The 12,998-nt window shown below is 36.6% G+C and carries 11 protein-coding genes; 3 read left to right on the plus strand and 8 right to left on the minus strand.

What is annotated here, in order from left to right; translation table 11 throughout:
- Both SB679_RS21230 and SB679_RS21235 read left to right on the plus strand, forming a co-directional pair.
- Positions 1-1,317, plus strand: a complete 1,317-nt coding sequence (locus tag SB679_RS21230) for a hypothetical protein (protein ID WP_410704307.1) — start codon at positions 1-3, stop codon at positions 1,315-1,317.
- A gap of 37 nt (positions 1,318-1,354) precedes the next feature.
- The gene (locus tag SB679_RS21235; protein WP_002977986.1) at positions 1,355-1,594 is read left to right on the plus strand and encodes a hypothetical protein; all 240 of its coding nucleotides are present in this window, start codon (positions 1,355-1,357) and stop codon (positions 1,592-1,594) included.
- Positions 1,595-1,642: 48 nt separating this feature from the next.
- Here SB679_RS21235 and SB679_RS21240 read toward each other — a convergent pair whose 3' ends face one another.
- The 3 genes from SB679_RS21240 to dnaN form a co-directional block, all read right to left on the minus strand.
- The gene (locus SB679_RS21240) at positions 1,643-2,053 is read right to left on the minus strand and encodes an META domain-containing protein (protein WP_410704308.1); all 411 of its coding nucleotides are present in this window, start codon (positions 2,051-2,053) and stop codon (positions 1,643-1,645) included.
- A gap of 282 nt (positions 2,054-2,335) precedes the next feature.
- A complete protein-coding gene (gene pheT, locus SB679_RS21245; RefSeq protein WP_410704309.1) occupies positions 2,336-4,738 on the minus strand; it encodes a phenylalanine--tRNA ligase subunit beta in 2,403 nt (800 codons plus the stop codon).
- A 278-nt stretch (positions 4,739-5,016) separates the two neighbouring features.
- Complete coding sequence (gene dnaN / locus SB679_RS21250; RefSeq protein ID WP_034711779.1) at positions 5,017-6,147, minus strand: DNA polymerase III subunit beta; 1,131 nt, start codon at positions 6,145-6,147, stop codon at positions 5,017-5,019.
- Between the two features lie 334 nt (positions 6,148-6,481).
- On the opposite strand from dnaN, the gene SB679_RS21255 reads away from it, so the two are divergent.
- Positions 6,482-6,847, plus strand: coding sequence for a diacylglycerol kinase family protein (locus SB679_RS21255; protein ID WP_410704310.1), 366 nt, complete (start codon positions 6,482-6,484; stop codon positions 6,845-6,847).
- Between the two features lie 45 nt (positions 6,848-6,892).
- Here SB679_RS21255 and SB679_RS21260 read toward each other — a convergent pair whose 3' ends face one another.
- From SB679_RS21260 to SB679_RS21280, 5 genes are read right to left on the minus strand one after another with little or no spacing between them, the layout of a single operon-like run.
- Positions 6,893-7,225: a gamma-glutamylcyclotransferase family protein gene (locus SB679_RS21260; protein WP_410704311.1), complete on the minus strand. Its 333-nt coding sequence runs from the start codon at positions 7,223-7,225 to the stop codon at positions 6,893-6,895.
- Complete coding sequence (locus SB679_RS21265; RefSeq protein WP_410704312.1) at positions 7,225-7,851, minus strand: SGNH/GDSL hydrolase family protein; 627 nt, start codon at positions 7,849-7,851, stop codon at positions 7,225-7,227. Before SB679_RS21265 ends, SB679_RS21260 begins: the two co-directional genes overlap by 1 nt.
- Positions 7,852-7,889: 38 nt before the next feature.
- Positions 7,890-8,303 (minus strand): ribonuclease inhibitor, encoded by a 414-nt coding sequence (locus SB679_RS21270; RefSeq protein WP_410704313.1) that lies wholly within the window; start codon positions 8,301-8,303, stop codon positions 7,890-7,892.
- On the minus strand, positions 8,284-11,982 hold the full coding sequence (locus SB679_RS21275; protein WP_410704314.1) for a phosphoribosylformylglycinamidine synthase: 3,699 nt from the start codon (positions 11,980-11,982) through the stop codon (positions 8,284-8,286). Before SB679_RS21275 ends, SB679_RS21270 begins: the two co-directional genes overlap by 20 nt.
- A gap of 30 nt (positions 11,983-12,012) precedes the next feature.
- Positions 12,013-12,975 (minus strand): WG repeat-containing protein, encoded by a 963-nt coding sequence (locus SB679_RS21280; RefSeq protein WP_410704315.1) that lies wholly within the window; start codon positions 12,973-12,975, stop codon positions 12,013-12,015.
- Positions 12,976-12,998 lie beyond the last annotated feature (23 nt).

The following is a 12,998-nucleotide window of genomic DNA, read 5'->3' on the forward strand; positions in this document are numbered from 1 at the left end:
ATGAAAATAAAAGAAAAAAATATTCAAATAACAATGGTCATCATTACTTTAGTGATGACCATTTTACGTTTTTTATTCAATGAGAAAGGACGCGTAAATCCTGATTCCATACGGTATATGAGGTTTGCCCACGTCTTTCCGACTATTGATAATACAACAACTCCATTAGGTTATCCTTTAAGCATTAAATTCTTTACTTTATTTGGCCTGGATGAATTCTGGGGCAGCAAAGCAGTAGGAATTGCTGCATTTTTATTCATCATCTATTTTTGCTGGAAAAAGAAATTTTATCAGAGAGAATCTATTGTTATAAGTGCATTATTTAGTTTTGTTTCTACGTATGCCTACACGATGAGCGAGGCGTTGATCCTTCCTTTTGTCTTTCTCTTTTTATATACTGCACATCTTGTGATTACGGGCAAACTGGAAAAAGGAAAAGCCATTTTCTACCTTTCCTTATCGCTGATCGCTCTTTATAACATTAGATACAGTGCTTTATTTATTATAGGAGCTACAGGGCTTTTCGGGCTGATTTTCTGGAAACGAAAGTATTCACCTTCCTTTATTATTTCTGGTGCTATAGGGCTTGTTTTCATCGTACTGTACAAGTTTTTGTTTATCGACTATTTTAACGAAAATTATGTCAAGCAATTCCTGGAAATAGGGCTGCATCCAACTTCAAAACTATTGGTTGAGCTTTTTCAGGGACTTACCACTTCTTTCAATCCGTTTGTGCATATTGCCAATCCGGGTGGAGGGTTAATAAATTATGCTATTTATGGAATCGGGCTGCTGAATATCGCACTCATGATCTACCTGTTCACCAGAAAAAAGCTTACAGAAACAGAATCTTTTTTTATATTGATCGGAATTACCGGTATTATCTGTTCGTATTTTATTCAATATTTTTATTCCGTAATTCCAATAGATTACAGAATTCTTGCTCCCTTTATTGTTCCGCTGTGGCTTTTATATTTCAGCAGACTCTTTGAACTTTTGAATACCAAAGTGTACGCGATCGGTGCATTAAGCTTATTATCAGGAATGGCTTTTACCTGGCTTTCCAAAGGAAATTATCTGGAAAACAGAAAAGCAATATCCGTTTATTTAAAAAGTGAAAACCTGGATCAGGTACCTATCCAATTTTTTGTATTGAAGGACGACAATATGGAAGAAATACGCGTTGCGGAACTTATCAGCACTGTAAATCCCCGTATTACGCTTACTTTCAAACCTAAAGATAGCTTGCAGAGAACGACTTTGACCCGGTATAAAGTTTTTCAAAAAATTAAAATCGACAAGAACAAATACCAATAATTTTATTATCTTTGGTCAAAGTTAAAACATTAAAAAAATGAAATTACCTAAGTTTTTATTAGCAGATAATTCAGAATTTCCAGAAGATTTATTCGTAGTACACACAGAATATCCAAGATTTATTTTAAACGTTGAGGAAGAAGAAGTTGAGTGGCTGGATGATTTAGAAGGTGATGATGAAGAGACCATGGCAGATGAGGCTACTAAAGTAGTAGAAGCTGCTTTCAAATGGTGTGACGAAGAGTTGGCTAAGTACGACGAGGAAGAGGAAGATTAATAATTACTCTAAACATAAAAAAGGAACTCAATTGAGTTCCTTTTGTTTTTATTCAGCTTTATTGAATTTCAATAATAAAAGATTGTCTTTGTATAATTCTAAGGTATTCCCAGAAACTACATATTTATTAGCTTTTCCGATCATATCCATGAAGTTTTGCTCTACCGTCATATTATCACACATCATTCTTGTAGAACCCATTTGCCCTGCAGTGAAGTTCCCTGAGGCAGCATCCAGTTTTACTGTTCCGAAATAGTTATTACATCCTGCATTTCCGTTAATTTTTTCCCCTTCAATACTTAAAGTCGGAACCTTACCTTTTACATTGTCTGCTAACGTCCATTTTGTATTGGTTAATGAAGGTTGGGCCTTTCCTACTTTCGAAGCAGACGGGCTCGACATGGTACCACACGATGCCAGCATTGCAGCTGCACATATACTTAAAAAAAGATTTTTCATTTTTTTCTTTTTTGATTTACTCAAATTTACGGAAATTATATTATCTAAACGGCTTTCAAAGGATTTTATTATGTTTAGTAATCGATCTTTTGGTATTTATTCTATATGCAAAACATCAAAATCACCTCTCAAAACAGCTGGATTCTTTTTATAATAAAAAAACAAATAATCTGTTAAATCCGTTAATCTATGTGAAATAAAAAGGAGTTGTATTTTGAAAAACGGCAATAAAAAAACGGGCCGAAGCCCGTTTCTAATGATATATTAGATCAATATTATCTTTTAAGAACGCAATTCTGCATTAAACTCTTTCTGGAAAGATTTGATCAGAGAATCCATTACTTCTGAAATCTCCTTTTCTTCAAGCGTTTTCTCTTCATTTAAAAGCTCAAAACTCATCGCGTAAGACTTTTTGCCTTCCGGTAGATTTTTACCTTCGTAAACGTCAAATAAGTTAATACTCTTAATGAATGGTGATTTATTCTTTTTAGCAGTCTGATAAAGCTCCTGATAATTAATATTTTTATCAATAAGCAATGCCAAATCTCTTCTTATTTTGTTGAACTTAGGAATATCTCTAAACTTCAGTTCATTTCCTAAACGTAATTCCTGAGCAAATTCCAGTTCGATTTCGGCATAGAAACAATCCTGATCGATATCAAAATCTTTCAACATAGCAGGAGCTACTTTTCCTATTCTCACCAAGATTTTTCCATCTGCTTCATACGCTACTGCATCAGAGAATCTCTCGTCTGACAAAGCCGTTTCTCTATAATCAATTGACAGCCTTTCCAGTAAAACCTTTACATACGCTTTCAATCGGTAGAAATCTGTAGCTGATTTTGGCTGCTGCCAGTTTTCTGCCGCTTCTCTTCCCGAAACTAATACGGCCAATTGTTTTCTTTCTTCGTAACGTTCTCTTTTATGATAAATTTTCCCGAATTCGAAGAATTTAATATCCTGATTCTTTCTGTTGATGTTGTAGATTGCATTCTGAAGAAGACCTTCCAATAAAGATTTTCTCATGAAAGCCAGATCACCGCTTAACGGATTCAATAGCTTTACAGCATCTTTTTCATCTTTTACAGAAGTCAGTGAGTTGTTCATCACTTCATTGAAACCAAGGCTCTGTAAAGTTCTTGCCCAGTTGCTTTCCAGCTCATCCTGATCGTTGGCATTCTGTTTAACAGGGGTAAACGAAATTTTCTGAGGAGCTTCAATCTTATTATATCCATAAATTCTTAGAATCTCTTCAATAACGTCGATTTCTCTGGTTACATCTGCTCTGTATGCAGGAACAGAAATTTCAAGTCCATTCTGAATTTCATTTAAAACCTGAATTTCAAGGGCTTTTAAAATTTCTTTTACTTTTTCTCTATGGATTTTTGTTCCTAAAATCTGTTCAATTTTAGAGAATCTGATGATCACATAATGATCTTCTATTTTCTTAGGATATTCTTCCAGCAGCTCTCCTACCAGTTTTCCTCCAGCTAACTCCTGAATCATTTTTACCGCATGGGTAATGGCTGTTCTGGTGATATTAGGATCAACCCCTCTTTCAAATCTGAAAGAAGCATCTGTATTCAATCCGTGGGCTTTGGCAGCTTTTCTTACAGCTACCGCATTGAAATAAGCACTTTCAAGGAAAATAGTCTTGGTTTCTCCAGAAACTCCTGAATGAGCACCACCAAAAACTCCTGCAATACACATCGGAGTATCTTTCCCGTCCTTGATGATGATTTCAGAACCGTTTAACGTTCTTTCAACTCCATCTAAAGTCGTGAATTTAGTTCCTTCTTTTACGGTACCTACTTTTACTTTTTTGTCAGCGATTTTATCTGCGTCAAAGGCATGAAGCGGCTGTCCCAATCCATGAAGAACATAGTTGGTAATATCTACAATATTGTTAATCGGGCTTAACCCAATCGCTTTGATTCTGTTTTTCAGCCAAGCTGGTGATTCCGCTACCTGCACATCTTCAATCACAGCACCGATATATCTTGGAGTCAATTCTTTATCTTCAACTTCCAGAGTAAAGCTGTGGGAACCTTCGTTATTTAATACCTCAGAAGAAATTTTCTCAAATTCTGATTTCTGTTTATTGGTTGAAAGGTAAGCAAACAGATCTCTTGCCACCCCATAATGAGACATTGCATCCGTTCTGTTTGGTGTTAAACCGATCTCAAAAACATCGTCATTTGTCAATTCAAAATAGTCTGCAAAATTCTTTCCGACTTCATACTGAGTTTCATCCAGTACCATAATTCCCCCGTGATCTTCACTAAGATCTAGTTCGTCTTCAGCACAGATCATCCCCTGTGAAACCTCTCCTCTGATTTTCGCTTCTTTAATCTCAAAAAAACTTCCGGTTTTGTCGTAGATTTTTGTTCCAACAACTGCTACAGGAACCGTCTGCCCTGCCTCCACATTCGGAGCACCGCAAACGATGTTCAGTACCTTTCCATTACCTACCTCTACTGTTGTTTTCTTTAGCTTATCTGCATTCGGATGTTTTTCGCAGGTTAATACTTTCCCTACTACAATACCTTCCAAACTTCCTTTTATGCTTTCAAATTTATCTATTCCTTCAACCTCAAGACCAATATCAGTAAGGAATTCACCGATTCTTTCAGGTTTCAATTCCGTTTTTATGTAATCTTTCAGCCAGTTATTTGATATCTTCATCCGTTTATTTTGAAAATTTTATTTGAATTTTTGTCCCTACAAATGTCGTGTTTTTTTGAGAAATAGAGAAATTTAGAAGGAACTTTAAAATAATACTTTTATCAGCTCTGCATTTTTATTTCTCCTGCAGAATCATTGCTACCACAGGTATTTGAAGATCAAACATAGTAGTTTCTGCATAATCGTACATGTAACTCAATGCATAGCATATTTGTTCTTATCATAAAAAAGAGATCTTGAAAAATCAAAATCTCTTTTTATTATTTATTTCTTAATGATTACAATCCGATTACCGGCATTGATAACATCAGGATATTTTCGTTGTCTTCAAGACCATCTAAAGGCTCGATGATTCCCGGTCTGTTTGGTTGAGACATTTTCATGGTGATATCATCAGAACTCAAAATAGTCAGCATTTCTGTTAAGAATTTAGAGCTGAATCCGATATTGATATCTTCTCCGTTATAGTCGCAAGGAATCTGCATATCTGCTTTGTTTGCATATTCAGTGTCTTCAGCATGAAGGTGAAGAATATTGGCAGACAATTTAAATCTCACCTGGTTGGTAGATTTATTAGACATGATAGAGGCTCTTTTAATCGCTCCTAATAAAAGATTTCTGTTGATAGTCAGTACATTCGGGTTCTCTTTTGGAATTACCGCTGTATAGTTAGGATATTTCCCATCAATCAATCGGCAGATCCAGATGTGTTTCCCAAAAGTAAATTTAGCCATATTCTCGTTGAAGTCGATTTTCACGTCTTCATTGGAGCTTGCTAAAATATTTTTAAAAATGTTTAACGGTTTTTTAGGCATGATGAATTCCATGGGTTCGGCATTCATCAGGTCCATTCTTTTGTATACTACCAATCTGTGCGAGTCTGTAGAAACGAAATTCGTTTCATTCTCACCAAACTGGAAAAGAACACCTGTCATTACTGGACGAAGAGAGTCGTTGCTCGTAGCGAAAAGGGTGTTTGTAAGGGCTTCAGACAAAACTCCGGCCGTCATGGTCACACTTTGCGAAGCATCGAATTCCGGTAATTCTGGGTAATCATCAGCATTATCCAATGCCACCGCGAAATTATCTTTCTCATCTAATATCTCAAGCTGACTTCCCGTTCCTTCTGCATTATCCTTTACGGCTAATGTCAGAGGCTGTTCGCCGTACGTCTTGATAAAATCCTGAAAAATTTTAGCAGGAACAGCAAATTTCCCAGCATCATCGGATTTAACATCCAATGAAGTTACAAGGGTTGTTTCGCCATCAGATGCTGTAATGGTAACTTGAGTTTCGTTTAACTCAAAAAGATAGTTTTCTAAAATCGGTCTCGATTGAGAGCTTGATATTACGCCACTTACAGTTTGCAAAGCCTTCTGCAGTTCACCACTTGAAATAATAAATTTCATAGATTTATAAAATAAGTTTGTACAAATATAACAAATAGATGTAAGAATGAAAAAAATAATGTATAGTAGTTTTTAACAAACATCATTAATTTGTTTTCAGACCTCGTATTACATTCAAATTTTTGCCATTAATCGTTTTAGAATTAAAAATATTCACTTTACAATAGCCGGTGGCTATTTTTTATTTACGAAAACCGATCCTTTTTGAACAGGTATGGATATCATTTATCCTTTTAAAACTTATGTAAAAGCTTATGCTATGCATCAATACTTCTTTCTTTGTTGATCTCAACGGCAATCAAAATACATATCTTATATTTGCTAAAAAGAATTCATGCGAAAGCCGCCTATTCATAGAAGTTTTATCAATGCTTTACGAGGTGTTTTTTATATGCTGCAATCGGAAAGGAATTTCCAGATTGAATTTCTGGCTCTTTTGATCAATCTCTTTTTAATTTTCTACTTACCACTTTCGGGTCTTGACACGATTCTCATTCTTGTGGTTTCTTTCGGAGTTTTAAGCGCTGAAATATTCAATACCGCGATAGAGAAGATCTGTGACATCATTCAGCCTGATTTTGACAAAAGGATCGGCTTTATTAAAGATATTTCGGCAGGAGCTGTTATTTTGATGACAATAGTATCCATTATAGTAGGAATTATAGTATACTGCAAGTATATTGTAGATGTATTGAGTTAATTCTTTATTACTATATTGAAAATATCCCCTTCATTAATTGTAAAACTACTTTCCTACATATATAAATCCCTTATTCCCAGATTTAAAAGTAATTTCGATTCTTTGGTAATCATCTACTTCGTATGCATCCGCCTGCAGAATTTCTTTTTCTGTAACTTCCAAAAGAACACCTTCCACTTCATCTTCCTGATTTCCGGAAAACTCCAGCATCGGATGGTATTTCTCCCCGCTCTTCCGTAAGACTTCGGGATCGGTAATTTCAAGCATTCTGATCCTGTAGCCTGATAAAAAATCCTTTTTTCCCTTAAGAATTCTTCCAAATGTTTCAAGCTGTACCTGCTCTTTCTGCAGGGTTCCGTATGAAAATAAATTGGGCATTATAAATATTTTTCTATAATTGGGATGGCAATTTCAGCCATCATTCCGTATCCTTTTTCGTTGGGATGCACACCGTCTTCAAAAAGAAGAATCTCTCTGTCTTCAAGAAACGCAGTATAAAAATCAATATAGATCAAGCCGTTTTCAGTTGCAATGTGCTGTAGAATCTGATTATATCTTATTACATCTTCGTTTATCCTTAGCTTTCCTGAAGCGGCCACTACTCCATCTACTTTTTGGGAAAAAGGTAAAATGCTTACGAGATAAATGTCACTGGAAAACTGTTTTGCATGTTCTACCGCCGTTTTTATGTTATTTCTGAACTGTTCCGGATCTACAATCTGTTTTCCGTCTTTTACCGCCAGATCATTAGCTCCATATCCTATAAAAACAATATTTCCATCTGCGGCATTCCGGGCGCTCAATTCATAGGGCATCCTTTTGAGAAGACCTTCCGTAGATTCTCCGCCGATTCCTAAATTGAAAAGAATCAGTTCATCACTTCCTTCATGGAATTTCTGTAGGGCATATCGTTTCAGGATGTCTACCCAGCCTCCAAAAACACCGTCATATTCACCGTAAGTAATACTGTCCCCGAAAAACAGACCGTATCTCATTTTTTTCATTTGCGTATATGTATTTTTATATTTGTAATGAAAATATATTACTCTAAAATAAGGGTAATATTTTTGTGTGCTTCTATAATTTCGATCACAATATCAAACAGAGTTTGCCCGTTTCCGGCCATCAATTCATCCAGTTTTTGCTGAATTAATTCTGTATTGAAAGGTTTTCCCTGGTTGATTTTGTGCTGGTAAAAATCACGGGTTGCATCAAAACCTAATTCGTTTTTTGATTTCTCTGCGTTTTTCCAGGTCAGTTCAACTTCATCTTTATTTTCAAAGACTCCAAATCCGCCGTATAGAATATCATTAAAACCATCCAGAGTTCCTACTTTCCAATCTGCATCCTTCATCAGGACACCGGAGACTTCATCGTAGAATCCTGACAGGGTAGAAAAAAGGCCGCCATTAATGACGGCCGTTTTTTTATGATGTTTATTTGAAATATTCGACACCGTTTTTAAAGATGTTATGGTAATTGGCAGTAGGAATGTTTTTCATCAACCCTTCTGCAAAACGTTCAGGGTGTCCCATTCTTCCATAAATTTTGCCGCATGTACTGGTGATTCCTTCTATTCCGAACAATGAATTGTTTGGGTTAAACGGCATTCCGTGAGCAATATTTCCATCGAAATCGATGTATTGTGTTGCAATCTGTCCGTTTTTGTACAATCTTTCAAGTTCTTCCTGTGAAGCCATGAAACGTCCTTCCCCGTGAGAGATCGGAATGGTGAATACCTGATCTTTCATTCCTTTTAACCATGGACTGTCATCATTGATTACTTTTACATTCACCATTTGAGAGATGTGTCTTCTGATGGCATTGTGGGCAAGTGTAGGAGAATTTTCATCCAGATCTCTGATCTGTCCGTAAGGCAATAGTCCTGATTTAACTAAAGCCTGGAACCCGTTACAAATTCCGATAATCATTCCGTCTCTTTCCAATAATTCGTGAACGGCATTTTTCATCTTTTCGTTTTTCAGAACATTGACGATGAATTTCGCAGAACCATCCGGCTCGTCTCCCGCAGAGAATCCTCCAGAGAATGCCAGAATCTGAGACTGCCCGATTTCTTTCACCCATGCATCGATGCTTTCATCAAGCAATTGATGGCTGATATTTTTAAGCGGAAGACTGCTGACTAAAGCTCCTTCTTTCTGGAATGCATTCAGCGTTTCATATTCACAGTTGGTACCCGGGAAAACCGGAGCGAAAACTCTTGGCTGGGCAATACCGTGTTTTTTAATAATGATATTTCTTGGGTTAACTGAGTTTAGTTTTTCATCCAGTTCAACCGTTAATTTTTCTTTTTCAACCGTTGGGAAAAGATTTTCAAATGTTTTTGTATTAGCTTCAAGTAATTTTTCAATGCTGAATTCAAAATTATTGATTTTCAAAATATTAGAATCCTGAACTTCACCAATCAATTGAAGACTAGCAATATTCAATTCTTCTGTAGATTCTATGAGTAAGCTTCCTATATTTTTAGCTAATATAATGGTCTCATCAGCGAGGGTTACTGTTGCTCCCAATTTGTTTCCGAAACTCATTTTTGCTAAAGCAACGGCAACTCCGCCTTCTTTCACTGTCTTCACAGAAACCACTTTTCCCGCTTTAATATTTTCAAAAATATTATCGAAAATTGTTTTTAAAGCTTCGTAGTTTGGAAGTCCGTTTTCCTGCGGAGTGTGATTGAAGAAATACAATTTATTCCCGGCTTTCTTAAATTCCGGAGAGATAATATTTTTCTTTTGTCCGTCTGCACATGCAAATGAAATCAAGGTTGGCGGAACATTAAGATCCTGGTATGTTCCACTCATGGAATCTTTACCACCAATTGCAGCCAGACCAAGATTGATTTGAGCATCATATGCTCCCAACAATGACGCTAATGGTTTACCCCATTTCTCAGGGTTCTGGCCTAGTTTCTCAAAATACTCCTGGAAACTTAAGCGTATGTTTTTGTAATCGCCACCCATTGCAGCGATTTTAGCCACACTTTCCACTACTGCGTAAGACGCTCCCAATAATGAGTTTTGCTTCGAAATACCGGCATCAAATCCCCAACTTGCCAGGGAAACGGTTTCTATATCTTTAGCTCCCAATATCGGCAGGGTCTGCACACTTCCTTCCATCAGGGTCTGCTGATACTTACCTCCTAAAGGCATCGCAACGGTAGTCCCACCAACTGAACCATCGAACATCTCCAACAGTCCTTTTTGGGAAGCTACATTTTTATCGCCTAGAATCTTTAAGAATTCTTCTTCTGAAAATGCGGTTTTTTCTGATTTCAGCTCTTCAAGATGGGTAATTTTCACCTCCTGATTTTTAGAACATCCATTGGTGTCTAAAAATGCTCTTGAAAGATCAACAATCTTATTTCCTTTCCAGAACATCTGCATTCTTCCTGAGTCGGTCACTTTTGCAACTTCTACGGCAACAATGTTTTCGTCTTCACAGAATTTGATGAACTGTTCTTTATCTTTAGGTTCTACCACAACCGCCATTCTTTCCTGAGATTCAGAAATAGCAAGCTCGGTTCCGTTCAACCCTTCATATTTTAATGGTAATACATCCAGATTAACGTCTAATGAATCGGCAATTTCACCGATGGCTACAGAAACACCTCCTGCTCCGAAGTCATTGGATTTTTTGATCAGTCTCGTCACTTCCGGATTTCTGAATAATCTCTGGATTTTACGTTCTTCAACGGCATTTCCTTTCTGAACTTCCGTAGACATGGTATGGATACTGTTTTCGTCCTGTACTTTAGAACTTCCGCTTGCTCCCCCAACACCGTCTCTTCCTGTTGCGCCTCCTAAAATAATTACAGAGTCACCATTTTCAGGTTTTTCACGTCTTACCCAGTCGATAGGAACAGCTCCGGCAACGAATCCAACTTCCATTCTTTTCGCTTTGTAACCTTCGTCATAGATCTCGGAAACCATTGTAGTAGCCAGACCGATCTGGTTACCATATGAAGAATATCCGTTGGCAGCCTGCTTGGTAATTGTTTTCTGCGGTAATTTTCCCGGTAAGGTTTGATCAACAGCCTCTAATACATCTGCTGCTCCTGTTAATCTCATCGCCTGGAATACAAATGATCTTCCGGACAATGGGTCTCTGATTGCACCTCCTAAACATGTAGAAGCCCCTCCGAAAGGTTCAATTTCCGTAGGGTGATTGTGAGTTTCGTTTTTGAATAACAGATACCATGGCTCTTTTTTTCCATCGTATTCTGCTTCAATCTGGATGGTACATGCATTGATCTCGTCAGAAACCACAAGATTCTCAAGGTTTCCTGTTTTATGGAAGTATCTTGCGCATACTGTTGCCAAATCCATTAAGGAAATAGGCTTTAATTCACGGCCTAAGAATTTTCTTTTCTCAATATAATCGTTGAAAATAGTATCTAATGTATGTTTGAATTGTCCTTCGAACTGAATATTGGATAATTCAGTTTCAAATGTGGTGTGACGACAGTGGTCGCTCCAGTAGGTATCTAAAACTTTTAATTCTGTTTCTGTAGGATTTCTTTTTTCAGTTTTAAAATATTCCTGAATGAATTTTAAATCGTCTAATTCTAATGCAAAACCGTGACTGTTATAGAAATCTTCCAGTTCGGCATCATTGAACGTAATAAAATTTTCATGAATCAAAACCTCTGATGGAATTTCATCTGCAGGAATATTCAATACGGAAAGGTCTTTTTCCTGAGATTCTACTTTATTGATCAGCAGTTCTTTGATTTTAGCAAGGTCAGCTTCTGATACTCCTTCCAACTGGATCAGTCTTCCGCTTCTCACTTTGGATTTTTCATTACCCGTCAGCAACGCTATGCACTGCTGCGCAGAATCGGCACGCTGATCATACTGACCCGGCAAAAACTCCATCGCAAAATGGATCGATTGTGCAGGATTTTCTGTATGCAAAATATCGGTAACAGGGTCTACGAATGTGCTGTTGACCACTTTCCCGAATTCACCTTCCTGCAATCCGAAAATGTCATACACATTGTATACTTTTATATTTTTGACTGATGGAGCTACCGCTTTTACCTCATCAAAAATTTTTGGACTTTCTACATCGAAAACTCCCCTTTTTTCTACGAAAATTCTTTTGTTATTAGACATTAGATGCCAGATATTAAATATTATTAGACTTTATTTTTTTAACTTGTTCGGATGATCCGGATGCTCTTTTTGAAATTTTTCAGCTTCTTTCATTTCTTTCTTAAGCCATTTCTCAAAAGGCAGCTTTTCAACTTCATAGTCCTGAGCGTAAAAATTTTTACCGTCTTCGGAAACTAAGAAATTAAAACGTGATGATCCTGAATTTATTTTTCCTGTATCATAGGTATTCACCTGAAAATAGGGAAAGTTTTCTTTTGGTCTTTCAACGATTTCAAAGAAAAGCTTCTTATCATTTTCAGCTAATGTATTATAATGGTTTACATAATAGATATCGGAAAGCTCTTTATTTTGTTTTTCGAAAAACTGAAGAATCTCCTTCTCTTTTTCATTGTATTGAAATGGATAGGGATATAATTCTCCGTTCAGCTCCACATCTTTTTCAGATTGTTTTACTGCAGGCTGTACCGCTTCTCCTCTGTTATTCATAACACCCCAGGTTCCTCCTACGATTGCTTTATGCTCATCGTTTGTTTTTTCCCAGTCGCATCCGTCACAGAATGCTGCATATCCAAAATTAAAAGGTGATACAAAATCATGGATGGGTTCGATAACCGTTTTTCCATTTCTATCTGCAAATCCTACTTTTCCGTTTTTAACGAATCTTCTTACGCCTTCTTCGAAATAATCGGCTCCGTTATCATATAGAAAAGGTCTGTACAGAAAATTACCTTTTCGGTCATACACATATCCCCATGCATTATTTTCCTTATCCTCGTCTTTTTTAAAACCGTCAAAGTAAATAGTTTCTTCTTTGACCAGTTCACCATTCTCAATGATTGAAAAAATTTTAAACTGAGCAGGAACAATAATCTTCCCTTTTTCATTTTTTACTCCCACCAAAGAATCTTTCGAAATAAAATACTGTAAAATCTCCTTCTTTTGCGAAAAGGAAACCATTGGTATTAATGAAACCAGTACAAGTATTTTTCTCATGGTTGGGTTAAAATAAAATATGC

The sequence above is a fragment of the Chryseobacterium sp. SIMBA_029 genome (assembly GCF_046535275.1).
Classification (GTDB): Bacteria; Bacteroidota; Bacteroidia; order Flavobacteriales; family Weeksellaceae; genus Chryseobacterium.

Excerpts from the sequence above, each read along its gene's own strand:
- SB679_RS21235 (WP_002977986.1), top strand. The coding sequence starts at position 1,355 with ATGAAATTACCTAAGTTTTTATTAGCAGATAATTCAGAATTTCCAGAA.
- pheT (WP_410704309.1), bottom strand. The coding sequence starts at position 4,738 with ATGAAGATATCAAATAACTGGCTGAAAGATTACATAAAAACGGAATTG.
- dnaN (WP_034711779.1), bottom strand. The coding sequence starts at position 6,147 with ATGAAATTTATTATTTCAAGTGGTGAACTGCAGAAGGCTTTGCAAACT.
- SB679_RS21275 (WP_410704314.1), bottom strand. The coding sequence starts at position 11,982 with ATGTCTAATAACAAAAGAATTTTCGTAGAAAAAAGGGGAGTTTTCGAT.
- SB679_RS21230 (WP_410704307.1), top strand. The coding sequence starts at position 1 with ATGAAAATAAAAGAAAAAAATATTCAAATAACAATGGTCATCATTACT.
- SB679_RS21280 (WP_410704315.1), bottom strand. The coding sequence starts at position 12,975 with ATGAGAAAAATACTTGTACTGGTTTCATTAATACCAATGGTTTCCTTT.
- SB679_RS21255 (WP_410704310.1), top strand. The coding sequence starts at position 6,482 with ATGCGAAAGCCGCCTATTCATAGAAGTTTTATCAATGCTTTACGAGGT.
- SB679_RS21240 (WP_410704308.1), bottom strand. The coding sequence starts at position 2,053 with ATGAAAAATCTTTTTTTAAGTATATGTGCAGCTGCAATGCTGGCATCG.
- SB679_RS21265 (WP_410704312.1), bottom strand. The coding sequence starts at position 7,851 with ATGAAAAAAATGAGATACGGTCTGTTTTTCGGGGACAGTATTACTTAC.
- SB679_RS21260 (WP_410704311.1), bottom strand. The coding sequence starts at position 7,225 with ATGCCCAATTTATTTTCATACGGAACCCTGCAGAAAGAGCAGGTACAG.